At 71.5% G+C, this 22,831-nt stretch carries 19 protein-coding genes, 3 pseudogenes and 1 riboswitch; of the genes and pseudogenes, 12 read left to right on the top strand and 10 right to left on the bottom strand.

Going from position 1 to position 22,831, the window contains the following annotated elements; translation table 11 throughout:
- Together FGF04_RS40595 and FGF04_RS01560 are read right to left on the bottom strand one after the other, a co-directional pair.
- On the bottom strand, positions 1-183 hold a 183-nt coding region (locus FGF04_RS40595), incomplete at its 3' end, for a hypothetical protein (protein WP_223146329.1).
- A gap of 31 nt (positions 184-214) precedes the next feature.
- Complete coding sequence (locus FGF04_RS01560) at positions 215-715, bottom strand: hypothetical protein (RefSeq protein ID WP_149509331.1); 501 nt, start codon at positions 713-715, stop codon at positions 215-217.
- Between the two features lie 6 nt (positions 716-721).
- Between FGF04_RS01560 and FGF04_RS01555 the strand changes: the two are divergent.
- Positions 722-2,168 (top strand): annotated as a pseudogene (locus FGF04_RS01555) (M1 family metallopeptidase).
- A gap of 61 nt (positions 2,169-2,229) precedes the next feature.
- On the opposite strand, the gene FGF04_RS01550 reads toward FGF04_RS01555, so the two are convergent.
- On the bottom strand, positions 2,230-2,745 hold the full coding sequence (locus tag FGF04_RS01550) for a GNAT family N-acetyltransferase (protein WP_149509330.1): 516 nt from the start codon (positions 2,743-2,745) through the stop codon (positions 2,230-2,232).
- 93 nt (positions 2,746-2,838) lie between these two features.
- On the bottom strand, positions 2,839-3,414 hold the full coding sequence (locus tag FGF04_RS01545; protein ID WP_149509329.1) for a TerD family protein: 576 nt from the start codon (positions 3,412-3,414) through the stop codon (positions 2,839-2,841).
- A gap of 261 nt (positions 3,415-3,675) precedes the next feature.
- Between FGF04_RS01545 and arfB the strand changes: the two are divergent.
- Positions 3,676-3,984: pseudogene (gene arfB / locus FGF04_RS01535) on the top strand (alternative ribosome rescue aminoacyl-tRNA hydrolase ArfB); the annotation flags it as partial.
- 465 nt (positions 3,985-4,449) lie between these two features.
- Here arfB and FGF04_RS01530 read toward each other — a convergent pair.
- Positions 4,450-5,013 carry a flavin reductase family protein gene (locus FGF04_RS01530; protein ID WP_149509327.1) on the bottom strand — a complete coding sequence of 188 codons (564 nt, stop codon included), beginning with the start codon at positions 5,011-5,013 and terminating at the stop codon, positions 4,450-4,452.
- 387 nt (positions 5,014-5,400) lie between these two features.
- On the opposite strand from FGF04_RS01530, the gene cdgB reads away from it, so the two are divergent.
- Together cdgB and FGF04_RS01520 are read left to right on the top strand one after the other, a co-directional pair.
- Positions 5,401-7,074: a diguanylate cyclase CdgB gene (gene cdgB / locus FGF04_RS01525; RefSeq protein ID WP_408055578.1), complete on the top strand. Its 1,674-nt coding sequence runs from the start codon at positions 5,401-5,403 to the stop codon at positions 7,072-7,074.
- A gap of 118 nt (positions 7,075-7,192) precedes the next feature.
- A complete protein-coding gene (locus FGF04_RS01520; RefSeq protein WP_149509325.1) occupies positions 7,193-8,176 on the top strand; it encodes a carbohydrate-binding protein in 984 nt (327 codons plus the stop codon).
- A gap of 40 nt (positions 8,177-8,216) precedes the next feature.
- On the opposite strand, the gene FGF04_RS01515 is transcribed toward FGF04_RS01520, so the two are convergent.
- The 3 genes from FGF04_RS01515 to FGF04_RS01505 form a co-directional block, all read right to left on the bottom strand.
- Entirely contained in the window at positions 8,217-9,146 is a 930-nt protein-coding gene (locus tag FGF04_RS01515) for a 1-phosphofructokinase family hexose kinase (protein ID WP_149509324.1), read from the bottom strand.
- A gap of 104 nt (positions 9,147-9,250) precedes the next feature.
- Positions 9,251-10,471, bottom strand: a complete 1,221-nt coding sequence (gene nagA / locus FGF04_RS01510) for an N-acetylglucosamine-6-phosphate deacetylase (RefSeq protein ID WP_149509323.1) — start codon at positions 10,469-10,471, stop codon at positions 9,251-9,253.
- Complete coding sequence (locus FGF04_RS01505; RefSeq protein WP_149509322.1) at positions 10,468-11,412, bottom strand: ROK family protein; 945 nt, start codon at positions 11,410-11,412, stop codon at positions 10,468-10,470. The genes nagA and FGF04_RS01505 overlap by 4 nt, the downstream gene beginning before the upstream one ends.
- A 154-nt stretch (positions 11,413-11,566) precedes the next feature.
- Here FGF04_RS01505 and FGF04_RS01500 point away from each other — a divergent pair, with 154 nt between their 5' ends.
- The 3 genes and pseudogenes from FGF04_RS01500 to otsB all read left to right on the top strand — a co-directional run bounded on the left by FGF04_RS01500 (position 11,567) and on the right by otsB (position 14,038).
- Complete coding sequence (locus tag FGF04_RS01500; RefSeq protein WP_149509321.1) at positions 11,567-12,832, top strand: ABC transporter substrate-binding protein; 1,266 nt, start codon at positions 11,567-11,569, stop codon at positions 12,830-12,832.
- 178 nt (positions 12,833-13,010) lie between these two features.
- Positions 13,011-13,151 (top strand): annotated as a pseudogene (locus tag FGF04_RS01495) (DUF3263 domain-containing protein); the annotation flags it as partial.
- Between the two features lie 29 nt (positions 13,152-13,180).
- A complete protein-coding gene (gene otsB / locus FGF04_RS01490) occupies positions 13,181-14,038 on the top strand; it encodes a trehalose-phosphatase (RefSeq protein ID WP_149509319.1) in 858 nt (285 codons plus the stop codon).
- An 86-nt stretch (positions 14,039-14,124) separates the two neighbouring features.
- Here otsB and FGF04_RS01485 read toward each other — a convergent pair whose 3' ends face one another.
- Both FGF04_RS01485 and FGF04_RS01480 read right to left on the bottom strand, forming a co-directional pair.
- Positions 14,125-15,537: an alpha,alpha-trehalose-phosphate synthase (UDP-forming) gene (locus tag FGF04_RS01485; RefSeq protein WP_149509318.1), complete on the bottom strand. Its 1,413-nt coding sequence runs from the start codon at positions 15,535-15,537 to the stop codon at positions 14,125-14,127.
- 211 nt (positions 15,538-15,748) lie between these two features.
- Positions 15,749-16,696 carry a glucosyl-3-phosphoglycerate synthase gene (locus FGF04_RS01480; protein WP_149509317.1) on the bottom strand — a complete coding sequence of 316 codons (948 nt, stop codon included), beginning with the start codon at positions 16,694-16,696 and terminating at the stop codon, positions 15,749-15,751.
- Between the two features lie 208 nt (positions 16,697-16,904).
- A riboswitch (SAM riboswitch) is annotated at positions 16,905-17,062 on the top strand.
- Positions 17,063-17,079: 17 nt separating this feature from the next.
- Between FGF04_RS01480 and thrC the strand changes: the two genes are divergently transcribed.
- The 5 genes from thrC to FGF04_RS01455 all read left to right on the top strand — a co-directional run.
- Complete coding sequence (thrC, locus tag FGF04_RS01475) at positions 17,080-18,387, top strand: threonine synthase (RefSeq protein ID WP_149509316.1); 1,308 nt, start codon at positions 17,080-17,082, stop codon at positions 18,385-18,387.
- A gap of 104 nt (positions 18,388-18,491) precedes the next feature.
- Positions 18,492-18,767, top strand: coding sequence for a ubiquitin-like small modifier protein 1 (locus FGF04_RS01470; RefSeq protein ID WP_149509315.1), 276 nt, complete (start codon positions 18,492-18,494; stop codon positions 18,765-18,767).
- 487 nt (positions 18,768-19,254) lie between these two features.
- Positions 19,255-19,461, top strand: a complete 207-nt coding sequence (locus FGF04_RS01465; protein ID WP_007493268.1) for a cold-shock protein — start codon at positions 19,255-19,257, stop codon at positions 19,459-19,461.
- Between the two features lie 335 nt (positions 19,462-19,796).
- Positions 19,797-21,425 (top strand): chaperonin GroEL, encoded by a 1,629-nt coding sequence (gene groL / locus FGF04_RS01460; RefSeq protein ID WP_149509314.1) that lies wholly within the window; start codon positions 19,797-19,799, stop codon positions 21,423-21,425.
- A 239-nt stretch (positions 21,426-21,664) separates the two neighbouring features.
- A partial coding sequence (locus FGF04_RS01455) for an NADH:flavin oxidoreductase (RefSeq protein ID WP_235882126.1) occupies positions 21,665-22,831 on the top strand: 1,167 nt, incomplete at its 3' end.

Raw genomic sequence — 22,831 nt, 5'->3', positions numbered from 1 at the left:
GATCAGCCCCGCGCAGCTGCTGGACCTGGCGGGGGTGTTCGCCGCGGAGATGGGGATCCGGGTGGTGGGGGCGGACGCGTAGGTTCCGCCGCGTCCCCGCCGGTCCACCGCGCCCGATCCGCCGAGTCCTGGCTGGTCCGCCGTGCCCGGTCCGTCGCGGCCGATCCACCGCGGCTGGTCCACCGGGCCGGTCCACCGCGCCCGGTTCGCCGGGTCAGGGCAGCCGGGGGAAGCGGGCCTCCAGGTTCCAGATCGCCGGGTTGTCGCGGAGCCCCTCGTGCAGGTCCGTCAGGTCGGCGAGGACGTCGTGGAGGAAGTCCCGTGCCTCGCGGCGCAGTTCGGCGTGGGAGAAGGTGAGCGGGGGCTCGTCGGGGTGCATCCAGTCGGCCTCGATGTCGACCCAGCCGAAGCGGCGCTCGAAGAGCATGCGGTCGGTGGACTCGGTGAAGTCCAGTTCGGCGCGCTGGGGGCGGGACGCCCTGCTGCCCAGGGGGTCCTGGTCGAGCTGCTCGACGATGTCGCACAGGGCCCAGGCGAAGTCGAGCACCGGCACCCATCCCCAGGCGGTGGACAGTTCCCGGTCCGCCTTCGTGTCGGCGAGGTAGACGTCCCCGCAGAACAGGTCGTGGCGCAGGGCGTGGACGTCCGCGCGGCGGTAGTCGGTCTGCGGGGGGTCCGGGAAGCGGGCGGAGAGGGCGTAGCCGATGTCGAGCACGGGGTGATGGTGTCACGCCGCTCTAGGATCACCGTCATGCCCCGGTCCGTCGTCCTCGCTCCTGTCGCCGTTCTGCTCGCGTGCGTGCTGGCCGCCGGCTGCGACGGGGGTGTGGAGGGGGGTCGCGGGGGCTCCCGGGGTGCGGGACCCGTATTTTCCGAAGCTGGGCAACGGGGGGTACGACGTCACCCACTACGGGCTCMCCCTCGACTACCGGCCCGCGCAGCGGAAGCTGGTGGGGAAGGCCGTCGTCACGGCGCTGGCCGACCGCGACCTCAGCGCGTTCGACCTCGATCTGAAGGGGATGGAGGTCGAGTCGGTCGAGGTGGACGGGAAGCCCGCCCGGTTCAACCGCAGCGGTGACCACGAACTGGTCGTGCGTCCGCGGGAGGACCTGGACGAAGGGGCCTCCTTCACCACGGTGGTCCGCTACGCCGGTTCGCCCGAGGTCGTCACCGATCCCGACGGGTCCGAGGAGGGCTGGCTGCCGACCGCGGACGGCGCCCTCGCCCTGGGGGAGCCCACCGGGTCCATGACCTGGTTCCCCGGCAACCACCATCCCGGCGACAAGGCCACGTACGACATCACCGTCTCCGTGCCCGAGGGGCTGCGGGCCGTCTCCAACGGCGAGTTGCGCGAGGAGCGCGTGCGGGACGGGCGGGCCGTCTTCACCTGGCACGTGGGGGAGCCGATGGCCTCGTACGTGGCGACGGTCGCCGTGGGGAGGTTCACCGTCCGCCGCTCCGAGGGCGACGGGAAGGGCGGGGTCCCCGTGTACACGGCCGTCGACCCGCGGGAGGCGGCCGGCAGCGACGAGGTGCTCGGGCGCATTCCCGAGATCGTGGAATGGGGCACGCGCACCTTCGGGGCGTACCCCTTCTCGTCGGCGGGGGCGATCGTGGAGAGGGAGAAGGACGCGGGATACGCGCTGGAGACCCAGAACCGGCCCGTCTTCCCGGGCGCGCCGAGCGTCGAACTGCTCGTGCACGAACTGGCCCACCAGTGGTACGGGAACTCCGTCACGCCCAGGTCGTGGCGCGACATGTGGCTGAACGAGGGCTTCGCCACCTATGCCGAGTGGCTGTGGGGCGAGGAGCACGGCGGGGACTCGGCCCAGGAGGTCTTCGACCTCCTCTACGAGGGTGAGTACTTCGACGACAAGGCCGACGACGACGCCGTCTGGGCCTTTCCGCCCGCCCGGCCGCCGGACGCCGCGCAGATCTCCGACAGCCCCGTGTACGAGCGGGGCGCCATGGTGCTGCACAGGATCCGGCAGACGGTCGGCGACGAGGCGTTCCGGGGGATCCTGCGGGGATGGGCCGCCGCCCACCGGCGCGGCACCGCGGACACCGCTGACTTCACCGCCTTCGTGGAGACGAAGGCGCCGGACGCGGACTTCTCGGAGATCTGGGACGACTGGCTGTACGGGGAGGGAAAGCCGGACCGCGCCTGACCCGGGGCCCGGGGCCGGGACCTGGGCCCCGGCGCACCACCTCGCGCAGAACCGCGTGCGTCTACCGCAGCACCTTGCGCAGGACCGTGCAGGGACGGCCCAGCCGGCGGTCCTCGCGGTGGCCGATCACCTCGTAGCCGAGCGTCGTCCAGAAGGCGAAGGCGCCGGGGTTGTCGTCCAGCGCGGCCAGGCGGACGGCGTCCCGGCCAGCCACGCGGAAGCGGTCCTCGACGTGTGCCGCCAGTGTCCGTCCGTAGCCCTTGCCCTGCTGGGCCGCGTCCACCAGCAGCAGGCCGATCCAGGGGTCCGGGTCGGCCGGGTCGGGGTGGTGCGCGAGGGTGATCACGACCGCGACGAGCACTCCGGCGCTGCGGGCCTGGAGGACCTCCACGTCCGGATCGGCCAGCTCGTCCGCCAGCGCCTTCGCCACCTGCTCCGGACGGATGTCGTGCGGGTCGGGGAAGTCGCCGCTGAGGGCGTAGAACGCGTGGTTCGAGGCGTACAGCGCGGTGAGTTCGGTGAGGAGAGGGCCCGGCAGGTCGTGGTCAGGGGTGAGGACGAGCGGTTCGAGGATCACGCGGGCAGGGTAGGGCACCAGGACGGCGAGGGGCTCCGGCCCGGCCGTGGCCGGGCCGGAGCCCCTCGGGTGTCGTGCGCCGGGGACCGGCGGTCAGACGTTGACGCCGAAGTCCTTCGCGATGCCCACGAGGCCGGACGCGTAGCCCTGGCCGACCGCGCGGAACTTCCACTCCGCGCCGTTGCGGTACAGCTCGCCGAAGACCATGGCCGTCTCGGTGGCCGCGTCCTCCGAGAGGTCGTAGCGGGCGATCTCGGCGCCGCCGGCCTGGTTCACGATGCGGATGTACGCGTTGCGGACCTGGCCGAAGTTCTGCGAGCGGGTCTCCGCGTCGTAGATGGAGACCGGGAAGACGATCTTGTCGATGTCGGCCGGGAGACCGGCCAGGTTGACGTTGATCGCCTCGTCGTCGCCCGCGCCCTCACCCGTGCGGTTGTCGCCCGTGTGGACGATCGTCTGGTCCGGGGTCTGCTTGTTGTTGAAGAAGATGAAGTGGGCGTCCGAGTAGACCTTGCCCTCGGCGTTGACCGCGATGGCCGAGGCGTCCAGGTCGAAGTCGGTTCCCGTGGTGGAGCGGACGTCCCAGCCGAGGCCCACGGTGACGGCGGTCAGGCCCGGAGCCTCCTTGGTGAGCGAGACGTTGCCACCCTTGGACAGGCTTACAGCCATTGTTGGGAGTCCTTCCCTCGTTTACGTGCGTACGGGTCGTGCGGTGCTGCGCTACGGGCTTCGTACGGGACGAAGCTACCGCCAACCCTAAGAACGCCGAGGGGGGTCCCCAGGGTTCCGCTCCTCTTTACTTTCTTTACCTGAGGGCGGCCCCGCAGGTCCGGCGCGGGACCCGGTGCAGGTCGCGGTGCGGGCCGCGCCCCCGGCCCCGGCGCCGAAAAGTGGGTGACGCGGACCGGACGGACGGGGGACCATGGAGCCATGTCCGGTCCTTACGTCATCCGCGGCTCCGTCTCCCTCCCCGAGGCCGAGCTCATGTGGCGTTTCTCGCGTTCCTCCGGGCCGGGCGGCCAGCATGTCAACACGACGGACTCCCAGGTCGAGCTGCGGTTCGACCTCGCGAGGACCGAGTCGCTGCCGCCGGTGTGGAAGGAGCGGGCGCTCGCCAGGCTCGCCGACCGGCTGGTCGACGGGGTCGTCTCGGTGCGCGCCTCCGAGCACCGCTCCCAGTGGCGCAACCGGGAGACGGCCGCCGTGCGGCTCGCCTCCCTGCTCGCCGAGGCCAGAGCCGATTGGGGATGAGGGGCGCCTTCCCGCGCCGGATCCTGCCGTTCCTGCCGTTCCGGGTCCTGCCGTTGTGGGGCCTCCTGTCCCGGGTTCTTCCCCGCCCGCCCGCTTTTCCGGCAGGGCGCCGGACCGTCCCGGCGTGCAGGGATTTCTGACGCCGGAAGAAAAGGCCGAAGAAAAGGGAGCCGGACGGGCGGTGATTTCCGCGAGCCGTGGCTTTCGCAATTCCCTCCCGCGACCCGGAAGTGCGGGAGGTGTGCGGGCGGCCCCGTCCGTCCCGCTCGGCACCGTCCCCGCCGCCCTGCCCTCGCCGGGCGGCCCCGGCGCCCCGCGGCACCCCGACCCCGCGGCGCCGCACCGTCACCGGCGCGCGCCGCTTCACACCTGTACCTTCACAGTCGTACATGGTCGGACCAATACCAAGACAAAGACCAATACCGAGGCCGGGGCCCCGGCCCGGGACCGTCGCTAGCCCAGCTTCCGGTAACGGCCCCGGAAGTACGTGAGCGGGCTGCCGTCCGTGCCCGGCAGGGAGGACGTCAGGACCCGGCCGATCACCAGGGTGTGGTCGCCCGCGGTCACCCGCTGCTCGGTGCGGCACTCCAGGGTCGCGAGGGCGCCGGCCAGCAGCGGGGCGCCGGACTCCTTCCCGGTGACGTGCGGCACGTCGGCGAAGAGCAGGCGGTCCGAGATGCGGTTCTTCATGGCGAAGCGGCTCGCGACGGAGCTCTGGCCCTCGGAGAGGAACGAGACCGCCCACAGCGGCTGCTCGTCGAGCAGGTCGTCCATCCGGGAGCCCTCGCGCAGCCCGACGAGCACCAGCGGCGGGTCCAGGGACACGGACATGAAGGAGGTCGCCGTCATGCCGACGTCCTCGCCGCGCGGGCCGTCCGGGTCGGTCTGCGGTTCGTGGGCGGTCACCAGGACCACCCCCGCCGCCAGCCGGGACAGGGCGGCGCGGAACTCGTCGTTGCTCACCCCCTCAGCATGCACGGAGGGGGCGGGGGCAGTGGCAGGGGGAGTGTTCGGCACAGGAAGACGCTATTCTCCGCCAACGTCCGTCACATCCGACCAACGCCCGAAGCGGGTCCTAGGACTGAAGAGGGAGGGAGGAGGAGTGTGATTCGGATCTCCCACCAGGGGCGCGCACATCTTCCACAAATTTGCGTTCAGTAAACGCACCGCGAAAGCGCGGAAACCACACTCAATTGTTCATCTTTACCTGTGACTTGAGTCACAGGTGCCATAATTTGTTGACCCTGTGTACCGAGTGGGCAGCGCGCTGTGATTCAGTAACGGGGAAGTAGGCCGGGAGACGACCCTGGAGTTGCTGTCGAGGATTCGGGGGGAGGACGAGTGGGGACCGACGAGGCGGAGCCGTATGTCCAACTTGCCAGCCTGCGGCAGCTGCACCGGGTGATGGCCGACATGAACAAGGCGCGCAGTCTCGCCCTCACGCTGCAGACCGTCGCCGACGGCGTCGTGAACGGCCTCGGCTACGAACTGGCCTGCGTCAACCTCGTCCAGCCCGACGGCGACCTCGTCGTCGCCGCCCTCGCCGGGAACTCCGCCGCCGAGGCGCTCATCGCCGGCCGCGTCGGCTCCCGCGCGTCCTGGGAGCGCCGGCTCAACATGGGCGAGGCCTGGGGCGACCTGCGCTTCATACCGCACACGGAGGGCTGGGTCCTCGACGAGGACGACGTCCCGCAGTGGTACACCGACGGGCCCGAGCCGCGCTTCGAGGACGAGTGGCACCCCGCCGACCGCCTCTTCGCCCCGATGTACACCCCGGGCGTGCCGGGCGTGTCCAGCGGCGAGCTGATAGGCGTCCTGTCGGTGGACCGGCCGCGCAACGGGCGCCACCCCGGCGCATGGGGCCGTGAGGCCCTGCAGATGTACGCCTTCCAGGCCGCCATAGCCATCAGCAACGCGCGGCTGCGGGCCAACATGCAGCGCGCGCTGGTGCGTCTGGAGCGTGAGCAGCAGGCCCTGCGCGCCAGCGAGGAATCCTTCCGGCAGGCCTTCGAGTACGCGCCGTCCGGCATGGCCGTGGCCGAGATGGGCGGCGACCAGCACGGCCGGATCCTGCGGACGAACGACGCGCTGTGCCGGCTCCTGGGCCGCCCCGCCTCCTCGATGCGCCGCTACTCCTTCTCCGACCTCGTCCACCCCGAGGACATCGGGACCCTGCTCAGGACCTCCGCCGAGGGCGGCCGCGCCGAGCTGCGGCTCTGTCGCCGCGACGGCACGTACGTGTGGGTGTCGCTGCGCAACAGCGTGGTCGCGGACGTCGCCGACGGGCCGCGCTTCCTGCTCACCCACGTCGAGGACATCGAGGAGCGCAAGCGCCGCGAGCTGCAGCTCGCCCACCGCGCCTCGCACGACTCGCTCACCGGGCTGCCGAACTCGGCGGAGCTGCGCTCCCGGCTCGCCGCCCGGCTGTGCACGCGCCCCACGGCGATGGAGCCCGGCGTGGTCGACACGATCGACGCGGCGTACGGGGAGGTGGCCGCCGGACCCGGCGCGAACGGGCTCTACGACACGGGCGGACCGTACGACGCCAGGCTGTACGACACGAGCGGGCCGTACGACGTGAACGGGCACGGCTTCGACCACCGGCCGGCCGTGGACGCGTTCGGTGCGTACGACCACCATGTGCACACCGTCACACCCGAGGGCGAGCGCGACGACGGCACGAAGGGGCTCGCGGTCCTCTTCTGCGACCTCGACGGCTTCAAGTCGATCAACGACCGCTTCGGGCACAACGCGGGCGACGCCGTGCTGATCGAGGTGGCCCGCCGGCTGAGCGGCGCCGTCCGGGACGGCGACACGGTCGCCCGGCTCGGCGGCGACGAGTTCGTGGTGCTCGCCGACGGCCTCGGGCGGGCCGACGCGGAGGACCTCGCCGTCCGGCTGCGCAACGAGATCATCCAGCCCATCAGGGTCGACGGACGGGCCATGCGGGTGGGCGCCAGCTTCGGTATCGGGTGGGCCCAGTGCGGCATGACGGCGGACGAGGTCCTGCAGTCCGCTGACGAACGGATGTACGTAGAGAAACGGTCTCGTCCCAAAGCGCACAGGCGTGCGGGCTGAACCGCAGGTCAGCGCCGTCGTGCGAGCTGAGTCACCCGTTCGGGTCAGCGGAACCGGGTAGGCTCGCCTTTCGATCCCCCGTACCGCATCTGTACCGCACCCGCTAGGAGACCAAGGGATGACGCCCGGCAGCAACGGCGCGAGCACGCCCGAGGACGACGACCCGTTCGGCTACCTGTACGAGGACGGGCAGGCCGCCGGAGCCCGTCCGCCGAGCGGCGGTGGTGGCTACGGCTACCCCGGCTCGGTCAACCGGGTGCGTCCGGTGGGTGAGCGCCAGTACGGCCAGTCCGCCGCGCAGACCGCACCCACCGCACCCACCGCTCAGTACGGGCAGGTGCCGCAGCAGCAGGGCACGTACGGGCAGCCGACCGCGAACTACTCCGCGGCGCCGGAGGGCTTCTCCGGCGGCGCCACCGCGACGCACCACGCGTCGGACGCCGGCAGCAGGCACGGCGGTGGCGGCCGGGGCCGCGGGCCCAACACCAAGGGGCTGCTGATCGGCGCCGTCGCCGTGGTCGCGGCCGTGGTGATCGGCATCGGCATCGCGATGGCCGGCGGCGACTCGGACGACGACAAGAGCGGCGACGACGCCGCGGCACCGACCGCCTCCGCCGGCCAGAGCGCCGAGCCGAGCCAGTCCTCCACCAAGGAGGCCGCGGAGCCGGAGGACCTCCCCGAGATAGACGCGAAGGCCCTGAAGCTCGGCCCCGGCGTGACGACCGCCTCGGACATCGAGGGCGCGAAGGCGGGCGGCGGCCTCTACGTGACCGGCCTCAACCAGGTCGGCGCCGAGGTCACCTGGACCGTCAACGGCATCCCGGAGTCCGGCGTCTACACCGTCTTCACGCGGTACAGCGTCCCCGGCAAGGACGCCAAGATGACGCTCACCGTGAACGGCAAGGAGTTCGGCACCAAGCTGAACCTGAGCAACTTCGCGCGCGCCAAGGAGAACGAGTGGGACAAGGGCTGGACGGAGACGTACGCCTACCCCAGCCTCACCAAGGGCACCAACACGATCTCCATCTCCTGCCAGGACGGCGACCAGTGCGACGTCCTCCTCGACCAGCTCCGCCTGAAGGCGGGCCAGGTCAAGGACTGACCCCGCGGGAGGACCCGGGCCGCGGCGGACCGCGGCCGGGTCAGGCCGCGGTGGTCTCCCGCGTCACGGAGACCTGCCCCAGCAACCCGTCGTAGGCACTCCGGTCGAACTCGCCCGCGACCGGTGACAGCACCGTCGCCGCGGACAGGGCGACCGCCCGGGACAGGCGTTCGGGCCACGGCAGTCGTTCGACCAGGCCCGAGAGCAGCCCCGCGACCGCGGAGTCGCCCGCGCCCGTCGGGTTGCCGCGCACGGGCCGCGGGGGAGCGGCCCGCCAGTCCCCGTCCGGCGTACGCGCCAGCAGCCCCTCGGCGCCGAGCGAGGCCACCACCGCGTGGGCGCCCCGGCGGCGGGCGTCGCGGGAGGCCTGCGCCGGGTCGTGCGCCCCGGTCAGCTCGGCCAGCTCGTCCGCGTTCGGCTTGACGATGTCGGGCCGCGCCGCGATCCCCCGCCGCAACGGCTCCCCGCTCGTGTCGAGCAGCACCGGGACCGCCAGCGCCCTCGCCGTCCGCACGAGCTGGGCGTACGCCCCCACCGGCACCCCGGGCGGCAGGCTGCCGCACAGGGCCACCGCCGAGGAGGAGCGCAGCAGCACCTCGTACGCCTCCTGGAAGGCGGCCCACTCGTGCGGCGCGATCTGCGGGCCGGGCTCGTTGAGCTGCGTCGTGTCACCGCTCGCCGTGTCGACGACCGCGATCGTGCGGCGGGTGGCGCCGTCCACCGGGACCAGCGCGTCGACGACACCCGGCACGTGCGCGAGCTGCTCCCGCAGGGCGCGCCCGGTGGCACCGCCCGTGAAACCCGTCACCGACACCTCGTGGCCCAGGGCCGCCAGCACCCGGGCCACGTTCAGCCCCTTGCCGCCCGGCCGTTCGGTCACCTCGGTGACCCGGTGGGACGTGTGCGGGCGCAGACCCCGTACGCGGTACGTGATGTCGAGAGCGGTGTTCAGCGTGACCGTCAGGATCACCTGGGCCGACCTCCCCCGATGTGAACGCGCTCACCGAGCGCGCCTGCCTGGTTGAAGGCTCGATCATGTCAGGGACCGCACCGGTCGGCCCAGTCCCCCGTCGGTCAGCGCGGTCCGACGGGCGGCCCGACCAGCCACTCGCCCCGCCGCATCACACCCCTGACCTCGAAGCCGGAGTCCAGGACCACCAGGTCGGCGTCCTTGCCGGGCTCCAGGGAGCCCACCCGGTCGTACAGGCCCAACTGCCGTGCGGGGTTGGCGGAGATGGCCGAGACGACGTCCTCGACGGGCAGCCGGTCCACGGTCACCGCCCGCTTGAAGGCCCGGTCCAGGGTGAGCGTCGAGCCGGCGATCGAACCGCCCTCCACGAGGCGGGCCACGCCGTCCGCGACCTCCACCTCCAGCGGGCCGAGCATGTACCGGCCGTCGCCGAAGCCGGCCGCGTCCATGGCGTCCGTGATGAACGCCACCCGCCCGCCGCCCGCGTGATGGAACGCCAGCTGCAGGGAGGCCGGGTGGAGGTGGACGCCGTCGTTGATCAGCTCGACGGTGATCCGCTCGTCCTCCAGCAGGGCCGCGATCGGCCCCGGTGTGCGGTGGCCGAGCACGGGCATCGCGTTGAACAGGTGCGTCGCCACGGTCGCGCCCGCGTCGATCGCCTCCGCCGTCTGCTCGTACGTGGCGTCCGTGTGCCCGATCGCCGCGATCACGCCGTGCTCGACGAGGAGGCGTACGGAGTCGATGCCGCCCGGGAGTTCGGTGGCGAGGGTGACCATGCGGGCCTGGCCGCGCGCCGCGTCGACCAGCTTGCGGACCTCCGCCGGGTCGGGGTCGCGCAGCAGCTCCTCGGAGTGCGCGCCCTTGCGGCAGGGGGAGATGAACGGGCCCTCGAAGTGGATGCCCGCGAGGTCGCCCTGCTCGGCCAGTTCGGAGAGCAGTCCGGCGCGCTGGGCGAGGCCGTCCATGTCGCCGGTGACGGTGGAGGCGACGAGGGTGGTCGTGCCGTGCAGGCGGTGGGTGCGGACGCCCTGGAGGATCTCCTCCACCGTGCCCGAGGTGAAGGAGGCGCCGCCGCCGCCGTGGTTGTGCATGTCGACGAAGCCGGGGACCAGCCAGTGGTTCGACAGGTCCAGCGTGGGGGCGCCTTCGGGAGCGCTCCCGGCGATGCGGGTGCCTTCGACGATCACGCGGCCGTTGGGCACCGTGCCGGTGGGGAGGACTACGGTCGCTCCGGTGAGGATCGTCGGCTGCGGGCCGGTGGGGGCTGGGCGCGCAGTTCCCCGCGCCCCTTCGGGGGCGCCCTCGTGCGGCCGGTTCGTGGTCATCGGGCGGATACCTCCGGAGCAGGGGTGGCCAGCAGGTCCCAGGCGAGGAGGCCCGCGCCGAGGCAGCCGGCCGTGTCCCCCAGGGCCGCGGGGACGATGGACGGCAGTTTCTGGAAGGTGACGCGCCGCTCGACCGCGGCCCGCAGGGGTGTGAACAAGGTTTCCCCCGCCTCGGCGAGACCGCCACCGATGATCAGGGTGCGCGGGTCCAGCAGGGTGAGCGCGGTGACGAGCCCGTCGGCCAGCGCGTCCACGGCCGCCTGCCAGACCGGCAGCGCCCGGGGGTCCCCGGACTCGACGGCCTTCGCGCAGTCGGCCGCGTCCGCCTCCGGGTCGCCGGAGGCCGCGGCCCACGCCTCGCTGACGGCGGCCGCCGACGCGAACCGTTCGAGGCAGCCGCGCTGCCCGCACGGACAGGCGGTGCCCCCGGGACGTACGACGATGTGGCCGATCTCGCCCGCGAAGCCGTGCGCGCCCGACTCCACCCGGCCGTCGATGCCGATCGCGCCGGCGATGCCCGTGCCCAGCGGTACGAAGAGGAAGCGGTCCGCGCCCCGGCCCGCGCCGATCCGGCCCTCGGCGAGGCCACCGGTGCGCACGTCGTGGCCGAGGGCGACCGGCACCCCGTGCAGCCGCTCGCCCAGCAGGTCCCGCAGGGGTACGTCGCGCCAGCCGAGGTTGGCCGCGTAGGCGGCGATGCCGCGGTCGGCGTCCACGATGCCGGGGACCGCGACGCCGGCCGCCGCGGCGGGCTCGCCGAAGTGGCGTTCGCCGTGCGCCCGCAGGTCGGCGGCGAAGGCGAGGATCGACTCGACGACGGCGTCCGGGCCGCGCTCGCGGCCCGTCGTGCGGCGGGCCTGGTGCAGCAGCTCGCCGTCCGCCCCCACGAGGGCGGCCTTCATCCCGGTGCCGCCCACATCGAGGGCGATGACGTGTCTCACACGCACAGTGTCGCCCCTTACCCCATGAGAGGTCTAGTCCACTTACGTGGTGTAGACCTTAGATCGAAAATTGCTAATCGAAAGAGCGATCGCACGAGCGTGACCGCGGGTACGCGGTGGAGCCGGTGCGGCGGCAGGGTTGAGGACGGCAGCAGTGCAGCGGCGAGTGACAGGTCTGATCGCGGTGGTGTCCGCACTGAGTGCGACGGCGGCCCTCGGGGGGTGCGGAAGCTCCGCCGGGGACGGGCCCGTCACCCTGAGACTCGTGGCGGCCGACTACGGGAACTCCCAGGCCAACAGCTCGCAGAAGTACTGGGACAAGCTGACGAAGGCGTACGAGGCGGACCACCCGGACGTCGACGTCGAGGTGAGCGTCTACTCGTGGAACGACGTGGACGCCAAGGTCAAGAGCATGGTCGCCGCCGGTGACCCGCCGGACCTGGCGCAGATCGGCGCGTACGCCGACTACGCGGCCGACGGCCTGCTCTACCGCGCCGACGACGTGCTCTCCATAGACACCCAGTCCGACTTCGTGACGCAGTTGTCCGCGGCCGGGCAGGTCAACCAGTCGCAGTACGGCATGCCGTTCGCCTCCTCCACGCGGCTGCTCTTCTACAACAAGGACCTCTTCGCCGACGCCGGGGTCACCCCGCCCAAGACCTGGGGCCAGCTCGCGTCCGCCGCCGCGGCCCTCAAGGCGCAGGGCGTGCGGTACCCGTACGCCCTGCCGCTCGGGCCCGAGGAGGCGCAGGCCGAGACGATGATGTGGCTGCTCGGCAACGGCGCCGGATACACGGACGAGGTCGGCTCGTACGACATCGACTCGGAGCAGAACGTCGAGACGTTCACCTGGCTGAAGGACAAGCTGGTCGGCAAGGGCCTCACCGGGCCGGTCGCGCCCGGCAAGCTCAACCGGGCGCAGGCGTTCGCGGCGTTCACGCGCGGCGAGGTCGGCATGCTGAACGGGCACCCCACGCTGATGAAGGCCGCCGCCGAGAAGGGCGTCAAGTTCGGCATGGTGCCGATGCCGGGCGTCGACGGGCGGTCCGAGACCACGCTGGGTGTCGCCGACTGGATGATGGCGTTCAAGAAGAGCGGGCACCGGGAGCAGATCGGGGACTTCCTCGACTACGTGTACAGCGACAAGAACGTGCTGGAGTTCTCGCACGAGTACGACCTGCTGCCGGTGACCACGTCCGCGTCCGAGGCGATGGCCGCCGACGCGGACGACGCGGACCTGCTCGACTTCCTGGAGGAGCTGCCCAACGCGGAGCTGCCTCCGGTGGGGCAGACGTCGTGGGCGCGGGTCAGCGCGGACATCAAGCAGGAGATCGGTACGGCGGTGTCTTCGACCGGGAGTCCGGCGGGGGTGCTGGGGCATTTGCAGCGGGGCGCTGCCGCTCGGCAGAACGCCGAGTGACTGCCGTCGGCTCCGTCGTGCGTGCAGTGCGGGTGGGTGGGGGCTGGTCGCGCAGTTCCCCGCGCCCCTAAAGGCAAAAGATTGCGCCGTTCCCCGCGCCCCTGAAGGCAAAAGACTGCGCCGTTCCCCGCGCCCCTGAGGTGTCGGTGGGGGCGGTTATGTTGGGCTGCATGGATGGGAGCTGGGGCTCGTCCCGGTGCGGTACTACCAGGTGCTCAACGCCCTGCTGGACACGGAGCGTGCCCTGGCCCACGACCCCGTGACCGTCAACCGGCTGCGCCGCGTCCGCGAGAGGCGCAGGACCGAGCGGGAGGAGTAAGACCCCACCTCGGCGGATAGGGTCGCAGCATGGCCAGTCACCCCGACGCAGCGTCGCTCCCGAGCCCCGTGACCATGGCGGGCCGGGACGGTCTCGATGCCATTCTCGCCCGGCCCGACAAGGCCGTCCTCGCCTTCGACTTCGACGGCACCCTCGCGCCGATCGTGCCGGACCCCGAGCAGGCCCGCGCGCACCCGGACGCCGTGCCCGCCCTCGCGGCACTGGCACCGAGGGTGGCATCGGTGGCCGTCGTCACCGGCCGGCCCGCGGGGGTCGCCGTGCGGTACGGCGGCTTCGCCGGAGTGCCGGGGCTCGACCACCTCGTCGTGCTCGGCCACTACGGGGCCGAGCGCTGGGACGCCGTCACCGGCACCGTCCGGGCGCCCGCCCCGCACCCCGGTGTGGCCGCCGCCCGCGCCGAGCTGCCCGGTTTCCTCGACGGCATCGGCGCCTGGCAGGGCAGCTGGATCGAGGAGAAGGGCCGGGCCGTCGCGGTCCACACCCGCCGCGCCCAGGACCCGCAGGCCGCCTTCGAGGCACTGCGCGAACCGCTGGCGCAGCTGGCCCACAGGCACGGCCTGATCGTCGAACCGGGGCGGCTGGTCCTGGAGCTGCGCCCGCCGGGCATGGACAAGGGCGTCGCCCTGGGCGAGTACGTGCGCGAGGTCGGCGCCGAGTCGGTCCTGTACTGCGGCGACGACCTGGGCGACCTGCCGGCCTTCGCCGCCGTCGAGAAACTCCGCTCCGACGGCGTCCCCGGCCTCCTGGTCTGCAGCGGCAGCACGGAGGTCACCGAACTGACCGACCGCGCGGACCTGGTGGTCCCGGGCCCCGAGGGAGTGGCCCAACTCCTCACAACCCTGGCCGCCCACTTGGCGCCCCACTAGGGGCGCCCCCTCAGGGGCGCGGGGAACTGCGCGATCAGCCCCCACGCACCCGCAGGTTCAAACGAACCCCGCGCCCCCGGCAGACGCTACGCGGAGCGCAAGGCGTGCAACTGGTCCAGGAACCACTGCGCCGGAGGCAACGCGGTAGCAGCCGCAGCCAACCGCTTCGTCCGCTCGGCCCGCTCGTCCAGGGGCACCGTCAACGCCTCGTGCAGCGCCTCCGCCGTACCCACCACGTCGTACGGGTTCACCACGACGGCGTCCTCGCCCAGCTCCTCGTACGCCCCCGCCTCCCGCGACAGCACCAGCACGCACCCGTCGTCGGACACGACCGGCACCTCCTTCGCGACGAGGTTCATGCCGTCGCGGATGGGGTTCACCAGCGCCACGTCGGCCAGCCGGTACGAGGCGAGCGAGCGCGCGAAGTCGTCCTCCACGTGCAGCACGACCGGGGTCCAGCCGTCCGTCCCGAACGCGGAGTTGATCTCGTCGGCGACCCGCTGCACCTCGGCGGTGTAGTCGCGGTAGACCGCGAGGTCCTGGCGCGAGGGGTAGGCGAACGCCACGTGCACCACCCGCTCGTGCCACTCGGGGCGGTCCTCAAGGAGCTGCCGGTACGCCAGCAGGCCTCGCACGATGTTCTTGGACAGCTCGGTCCGGTCCACCCGCACGACCGCCTTGCGGGCACCGCCGTCGGGGGCGGTGCCGATCTGCTCGCGCAGCGCGGCCATCCGCTCGTCGACGTCCGCGCGGTGCGAGCGCTCGCGCAGGAAGTCCGCGTCGGCGCCGAGGCCGTGCACGCCGATCTTCGTGTCGGGAGCGGCGTCCGGTCCCAGGACGGCCCGGCAGCACGCCGTGAACGCGTCCGCCCACCGCCGGGTGAGGAACGCGGCGCGGTCGGCGCCGAGGATCCCGTCGAGGACCTGCGCCGCGATGTCGTCCGGCAGCAGGCGGAAGTAGTCCACCGGGGCCCACGGGGTGTGCGAGAAGTGCCCGATCCGCAGGTCGGGACGGAGTTCGCGCAGCATCCGCGGCACGAGGGTCAGGTGGTAGTCCTGCACGAGGACCGCGGCGCCGTCCGCCGCCTCCTCGGCCAGCGCCTCGGCGAAGGCCCGGTTGTACGCCTCGTAGGCCGCCCACCGGCGCCGGAACTCCGCGTCGAAGACGGGCTCCAGCGGGGTCTGGTACAGCATGTGGTGCACGAACCAGAGCGTGGAGTTCGCGATGCCGTTGTAGGCGGCGGCGTGGGTGCCGGCGTCGATGTCGAGCATCCGCACGCCCTCCTCGCCGATCCCGCGCCGCACGGCCTCGCGGTCGCCGTCGCCGAGGGCCGAGCAGACCCACAGGGCGCCGGCGTCCGGGCCGATGGCGGAGAGGCCCGACACGAGTCCGCCGCCGCCGCGTTTGGCGGTGAGCTCACCGGACTCGTCCTGCGTGTACGAGACCGGGCCGCGGTTGGACGCGACGAGGACGGGGTGGGTGCCGTGGGTAGGAGCCATGACTCGAAATCTAGCCGCACCTTTATCCGCTCAAACGTTCCACCCACCGGCGGACGGAAGGTCGTACGTCACCTGATCACCGGTGGGGGTTGCCCACGCAGTTCCCCGCGCCCCCAGATACCCAGGGGCGCGGGGAACTGCGCGACAAGCCCCCACCGACCCGCGGACGAAGACGGCGCAGGCCGCGCAGCGCCACGCCGAGGAGTACGCGTCACGCCGCCCGGCGGGACACGTACTCCTCGACATCGACCATCGGCGGGCGTTCCTCCAGATCCACCGAGTACGTACGCGGCTCGAAGCCGCCCTCCCCCCGCTCGAACTGCGTCAGCACCGGCCGGATCAGGTGCCCGCGGGCGAGCCGCAGCTGGGCCGTGCGGTAGATCGCCGCGGACATCCGCCCGAGCGCCTGCCCGTCCTGGTGCCGGTGCCTGCGCACACCGACGTCCACCTGCGCGAGCGCGTCGAGCCCGACGAGGTGCAGCGCGTCGACCAGCATGCCCAGCTCCACCCCGTACCCCACGGGGAACGGGAGCCGTTCGAGGAGCGAGCGGCGCGCCGCGTACTCCCCGCCCAGCGGCTGCACGAAGCCCGCCAGCTGCGGCCAGTGCATGTTGAGCAGCGGGCGCGCCATCAGCTCGGTGACCCGGCCGCCCTCACCGGCGGCGGCGCCCAGCGGGCGGTCGTACATCGCCTTGACGAGGTCCACGCCCGGATCGGTGAGCAGCGGGCCCACGATCCCGGTGACGAAGTCCGCCGAGAACTCCTTCAGGTCCGCGTCGACGAAGGCGACGACGTCCCCGCGGGTGGCGAGCAGCGAGCGCCACAGCACCTCGCCCTTGCCGGGCAGGGCCGGGATGCGCGGGAGTATCGCGTCCCGGTGCACCACCCGGGCCCCCGCGGCGGCCGCGACCTCGGAGGTGCGGTCCGTCGACCCCGAGTCGATCACCACGACCTCGTCGACGAGCGGCACCTTCGCGGTCATCAGTTCACGGCGGATCACGGTGACGATGTCACCGACGGTCGCCTCCTCGTTGAGCGCGGGCAGTACGACGCTCACCGTGGACCCGGTGGACCGCTTCGCGGCGATCAGCTTCTTGAGCGGACGGTCCTCGACCGACCAGGAGCGCGTGCTCAGCCATCGCTCGACGTCTTCCAGCACGTGCGGCTCTCCCTTGCGTTCGTCGGGATGCGTGCGTCCGCCGCGGCAGCTGCCGGTATGACGGTCATCTCGCGGTTCGGACGGCTCTCTCCACCATCCAGGCCTTCGGTTACAGTCTTGGACAACGCTGATGACCATCGCATGTCGGGGGTCGTTGCGTGTAAAACCAAATGTGCGCCCGGCACCACCGCGCACCACAATCGAATACCGCTCATCCAGAGGGGCAGAGGGACACGGCCCGTTGAAGCCCCGGCAACCCTCCAGCCGGTCTCGTCCTGATCATCGCCGATCAGCGCAGCGAGGCTCCCGGCTAGGGAAGGTGCCAAATCCGTCTCACGGCGAAGTGCGTCGTGAGGAAGATGAGGAGAAAGGGCCTCGCCTCCATGGCTGCGCAGACTGTTGCAAGCACCACGACCCCCGCCCCTGCCGCGAACTCCGTCGACCTCGGCCCGGCCGCCGCGCTGTCCTGCCGCGAGTGCGGCCACCGCGTCCCGCTCGGTCCGGTCTTCGCCTGCGAGGAGTGTTTCGGCCCGCTGGAGATCGCCTACGACTTCTCGGGCCACGACACCGAAGAGCTCCGCAAGCGCATCGAGGCGGGCCCCGCGAACATCTGGCGCTACGCGCCGCTGCTGCCCGTCCCCGCGGACGTGGCCGACAAGCCGAACATCAACCCCGGCTGGACCAAGCTCGTCAAGGCCGACAACCTGGCGCGCGAGCTGGGCGTCGACGCCGGCAAGCTCTTCGTGAAGGACGACTCCGGCAACCCGACGCACTCCTTCAAGGACCGCGTCGTCGCCCAGGCACTGGAGGCCGCGCGCGCGTTCGGCTTCACCACGCTCTCCTGCTCCTCCACCGGCAACCTCGCGGGTGCGGTGGGCGCCGCCGCCGCGCGGGCCGGCTTCCGCTCGTGCGTGTTCATCCCGCACGACCTGGAGCAGGGCAAGGTCGTCATGGCCGCGGTCTACGGCGGCGAGCTCGTCGGCATCGAGGGCAACTACGACGACGTGAACCGCTTCTGCTCCGAGCTGATCGGCGACCCGGCCGGCGAGGGCTGGGGCTTCGTCAACGTCAACCTGCGGCCGTACTACGCGGAGGGGTCCAAGACCCTGGCGTACGAGATCTGCGAGCAGCTCGGCTGGCGGCTGCCGGACCAGCTGGTCGTGCCGATCGCCTCCGGCTCGCAGCTCACGAAGATCGACAAGGGTCTGAAGGAGCTGATCGAGCTCGGCCTCGTCGAGGACAGGCCGTACAAGATCTTCGGCGCCCAGGCCGAGGGCTGCTCGCCGGTCTCCGTCGCGTACAAGGCCGGGCACGACGTCGTGCGGCCGCAGAAGCCGGACACGATCGCGAAGTCCCTCGCGATCGGGAACCCGGCGGACGGCCCGTACGTGCTCGACATCGCCCGCCGTACGGGCGGCGCGGTGGAGGACGTGGACGACGGGCAGATCGTCGACGCGATCAAGCTGCTGGCGCGCACCGAGGGGATCTTCGCGGAGACCGCCGGCGGGGTGACGGTGGGGGTCACGAAGAAGCTGATCGAGAACGGTCTGCTGGACCCGAGTCTGACGACCGTCGTCCTCAACACCGGGGACGGGCTCAAGACCCTGGACGCGGTCGCCTCCGACACGGGGCTCACCGCGACCATCCGCCCGAACCTGGACTCCTTCCACGCGGCAGGGCTCGGGTCCTGAGCATTGATGGTCGTCCGCGGGCCGGCGGGGCCGGCCGCGCAGTTCCCCGCGCCCCTGAGAAGCCAGGTGCGCCGTACAGCAGTCACACCCGACCGGAGGTCCCCGTGAGCGTCAACGTCCGCATCCCCACCATCCTGCGCACCTACACGGGCGGGCAGGCCGAGGTGGCCGCCGAGGGGGCGACCCTCGGCGACGTCATCGCCGATCTGGAGAAGAACCACGCCGGGATCGCCGCCCGGGTCCTGGACGACCAGGGGAAGCTGCGGCGGTTCGTCAACGTGTACGTCAACGACGACGACGTCCGCTTCGAGCAGGGCCTGGAGACGGCCACCCCGGACGGCGCCGGTGTCTCGATCATCCCGGCGGTCGCCGGAGGCTGAGGCTCCGCCCTCGCTCCCACCCCCGTGGCCGGCGACCGGAAACCGGTTCGCCGACCGGAATTACCCTAGGTAATTCCGAACACGCAGAGTTCATCGAATTGCCCCCTCCGTGAGAGAAGCGGAGGGGGCAATTCTGTATGGTTGAGCGCGGTACAGTTGGGGAACCTGCTTCATCCCGACCGACCGGCGCATAGGAGTTCACGCCCGGGGTCCGTCAAGAAGCAGCCAAAGTGCACGGCGCTTTTGAGCCGTTTATGGCATTTCTGGGGCCCGACTTGCCCTGAAACTTCGTGAATCCTTCACATATTCCCGATCGGTCGTGCCCGGAATTCTCGTCGGATTGACCTGTTGCAGACGGCAGTTGGACAGATACATTCAGCCGCGGTCGACGCGTTCCGGCGCACACCCCCAACCGTTGGGGGGTGAGGTCTGACCCGGATCCGCGAAGTGCGGGTCTGTGCAAGGGCCAGTAATAGGGGAGTTAGGCATGGCTCAGGGCACCGTCAAGTGGTTCAACGCGGAGAAGGGGTACGGCTTCATCGCGGTCGACGGTGGTGCGGATGTTTTCGTCCACTACAGCGCGATCCAGATGGACGGCTACCGCACCCTGGAAGAGGGTCAGCGGGTCGATTTCGAGATCTCGCAAGGCCAGAAGGGGCCGCAGGCGGACATGGTCCGTCTGGCGACCGGCTGAAGCACGCGCCGACTTACTGCAGCGACGTTCTTCTCCGAAGGGCCCGCACCTCCCGGGTGCGGGCCCTTCGGCATGCCCGGGCGCGACCGGCGTGATCATCGGCCGTCCACCACCGCCCCCGCTCCCACCTGCGGATCATCGGGAGGCGCTTGCACTCTCATGGGTCGAGTGCTAATCATTGCGTTAGCACTCTGAAGGTGAGAGTGACAACGAGGACCGGGTCGGTGAGGCCCGCAGGCCGGGTGGGGCAAGGAACCACGAGGTCGGCAGGCCGTCCGTCGCGGGCGCGGGCGCGGTCCTGGAGATTCCACCCCAGTCCGGGAGGACCACTTCACATGGCCAAGATCATCGCGTTCGACGAGGAGGCACGGCGCGGTCTCGAGCGCGGGATGAACCAGCTCGCCGACGCCGTCAAGGTCACCCTTGGTCCCAAGGGTCGCAACGTCGTCCTAGAGAAGAAGTGGGGCGCCCCCACGATCACCAACGATGGTGTCTCCATCGCCAAGGAGATCGAGCTCGAAGACCCGTACGAGAAGATCGGCGCCGAGCTGGTCAAGGAAGTCGCCAAGAAGACGGACGACGTCGCCGGCGACGGAACGACCACCGCGACCGTGCTCGCCCAGGCGCTGGTCCGCGAGGGCCTGCGCAACGTGGCCGCCGGCGCCAACCCGATGGCCCTCAAGCGCGGTATCGAGAAGGCCGTCGAGGCCGTCTCCGGTGCCCTCCTCGAGCAGGCGAAGGATGTCGAGACCAAGGAGCAGATCGCTTCGACGGCCTCCATCTCCGCCGCCGACACCCAGATCGGCGAGCTCATCGCCGAGGCGATGGACAAGGTCGGCAAGGAAGGCGTCATCACCGTCGAGGAGTCCCAGACCTTCGGTCTGGAGCTGGAACTCACCGAGGGCATGCGCTTCGACAAGGGCTACATCTCGGCGTACTTCGCCACCGACATGGAGCGTATGGAGGCCGTCCTCGACGACCCGTACATCCTGATCGCCAACTCGAAGATCGCCAACGTCAAGGACCTGCTCCCGCTCCTGGAGAAGGTCATGCAGAGCGGCAAGCCGCTGCTGATCATCGCCGAGGACGTCGAGGGCGAGGCCCTGTCGACCCTGGTCGTCAACAAGATCCGTGGCACCTTCAAGTCCGTCGCCGTCAAGGCCCCGGGCTTCGGTGACCGCCGCAAGGCCATGCTCGGCGACATCGCCATCCTCACGGGCGGCGAGGTCATCTCCGAGGAGGTCGGCCTCAAGCTGGAGAACGCGGGTCTGGACCTGCTGGGCCGCGCCCGCAAGGTCGTCATCACCAAGGACGAGACCACGATCGTGGACGGCGCCGGCTCGGCCGACCAGGTCCAGGGCCGGGTCAACCAGATCCGCGCCGAGATCGAGAACTCCGACTCGGACTACGACCGCGAGAAGCTCCAGGAGCGTCTGGCGAAGCTGGCCGGCGGCGTGGCCGTCATCAAGGCCGGTGCCGCCACGGAGGTCGAGCTCAAGGAGCGCAAGCACCGCATCGAGGACGCCGTCCGCAACGCGAAGGCGGCCGTCGAGGAGGGCATCGTCGCCGGTGGTGGCGTGGCCCTGCTCCAGGCCTCCACGGTCTTCGAGAAGCTCGAACTCTCGGGTGACGAGGCGACCGGCGCCAACGCCGTGAAGCTCGCCCTGGAGGCCCCGCTCAAGCAGATCGCCGTCAACGGTGGTCTTGAGGGTGGCGTCATCGTCGAGAAGGTCCGCAACCTGCCCGTCGGTCACGGCCTGAACGCCGCGACCGGTGAGTACGTGGACATGATCGCCGAAGGCATCATCGACCCGGCGAAGGTGACGCGCTCCGCTCTGCAGAACGCCGCCTCCATCGCCGCGCTGTTCCTCACCACCGAGGCCGTCATCGCCGACAAGCCGGAGAAGGCCGCGGCCGGCGCCGGCGCCGGTGGCGGTATGCCGGGCGGTGACATGGACTTCTGAGCCCCGGCTCGGTAGTTCGCAGTACGTGAGAAGGGCGGTACCCCGTGCCAGGGGTGCCGCCCTTCTGCGTGTCCGGGGTCACAGCGGTGTGCGGCGGGTCGCCGGAATGTCCTGGTCACCGGGGTGGTTGTCGGGAGGAGGGATTTATGCGTGTGCACATACCCGACGGGATGTGCAGGCGCGTCCCCTCACCCGTCCGACCTCCTGTCCGACCACTCCACCCCACGAGGAGCCTCCGCGTGACTGTCGACACCACCGCGTCCGATTCTGCTTCCGGTTCCGCTTCCCCCGCCGGCTCCGCCGCCGGATCCCGCGCGGCCGCCGTCCTCTCCCGGCCCGTCACCCTCAACGGCCTGACCGTCCCGAACCGGATCGCGATGGCGCCGATGACCCGGCAGTTCTCGCCGGGCGGCGTCCCCGGGGAGGACGTGGTCTCGTACTACGCGCGCCGGGCCGCCGCCGGGGTCGGCCTCATCGTCACCGAGGGCACGTACGTGGGCCACGAGTCGGCCGGCAACAGCGACCGGGTGCCGCGGTTCCACGGCGAGGAGCAGCTGGCCGGCTGGGCGAAGGTCGCCGAGGGCGTGCACGCGGCGGGCGGGACGATCGTGCCGCAGCTCTGGCACATCGGCATGGTGCGCTCCGCCGGGGAGCCGCCGTTCGCCGGCGCGCCCGCGGTCGGCCCGTCCGGTCTGCGCCTGGACGGCACCGCGGGCCAGGGCAAGGAGATGACCCAGGCCGACCTGGACGACGTGGTCCGGGCCTTCGCCGAGGCCGCTGCCGCCGCCGAGCGCATCGGCTTCGACGGGGTCGAGCTGCACGGCGCGCACGGCTACCTGCTCGACCAGTTCCTGTGGGAGGGCACGAACCGGCGCACCGACGCGTACGGCGGCGACCCCGTCGCGCGGACGAGGTTCGCGGCGGAGATCGTGGCCGCGGTGCGGGAGGCCGTCTCACCCACCTTCCCCGTGATCTTCCGCTACTCGCAGTGGAAGCAGGACGTCTACAAGGCGCGCCTCGCGCAGACCCCGGCGGAGCTGGAGGCCGTGCTGGAGCCTCTCGCGGCGGCCGGTGTGGACGTCTTCCACGCGTCGACGCGCCGCTACTGGCTGCCGGAGTTCGAGGGCTCCGACCTGAACCTGGCCGGCTGGACGAAGAAGCTCACCGGCAAGCCCGTCATCACGGTCGGGTCGGTGGGCCTGGACGGCGACTTCCTCAAGGGCTTCCGGGGCGAGGGTGCCCCGGTCAAGGGCATCGACGACCTGCTCGACCGGCTGGAGGACGAGGAGTTCGACATGATCGCGGTCGGGCGGGCGCTGCTGCAGGATCCGCAGTGGGCGGCGAAGGTGCTGGCGGGGCGGTTCGGGGAGCTGGCTCCCTTCGAGGCGGGGGCGCTGCGCTCGCTC

The organism is Streptomyces apricus (assembly GCF_008369065.1).
Taxonomy (GTDB): Bacteria; Actinomycetota; Actinomycetes; order Streptomycetales; family Streptomycetaceae; genus Streptomyces; species Streptomyces apricus.
This window is presented reverse-complemented; position numbering and strand designations above follow the sequence as displayed.

What these genes read in the sequence shown, in the direction of transcription:
- FGF04_RS01485 (WP_149509318.1), bottom strand. Translation starts at nt 15,537, where the DNA reads ATGGCTCCTACCCACGGCACCCACCCCGTCCTCGTCGCGTCCAACCGC.
- thrC (WP_149509316.1), top strand. Translation starts at nt 17,080, where the DNA reads ATGGCTGCGCAGACTGTTGCAAGCACCACGACCCCCGCCCCTGCCGCG.
- otsB (WP_149509319.1), top strand. Translation starts at nt 13,181, where the DNA reads ATGGCCAGTCACCCCGACGCAGCGTCGCTCCCGAGCCCCGTGACCATG.
- FGF04_RS01545 (WP_149509329.1), bottom strand. Translation starts at nt 3,414, where the DNA reads ATGGCTGTAAGCCTGTCCAAGGGTGGCAACGTCTCGCTCACCAAGGAG.
- nagA (WP_149509323.1), bottom strand. Translation starts at nt 10,471, where the DNA reads ATGACCACGAACCGGCCGCACGAGGGCGCCCCCGAAGGGGCGCGGGGA.
- FGF04_RS01465 (WP_007493268.1), top strand. Translation starts at nt 19,255, where the DNA reads ATGGCTCAGGGCACCGTCAAGTGGTTCAACGCGGAGAAGGGGTACGGC.
- groL (WP_149509314.1), top strand. Translation starts at nt 19,797, where the DNA reads ATGGCCAAGATCATCGCGTTCGACGAGGAGGCACGGCGCGGTCTCGAG.
- FGF04_RS01520 (WP_149509325.1), top strand. Translation starts at nt 7,193, where the DNA reads ATGACGCCCGGCAGCAACGGCGCGAGCACGCCCGAGGACGACGACCCG.
- cdgB (WP_408055578.1), top strand. Translation starts at nt 5,401, where the DNA reads ATGGCCGACATGAACAAGGCGCGCAGTCTCGCCCTCACGCTGCAGACC.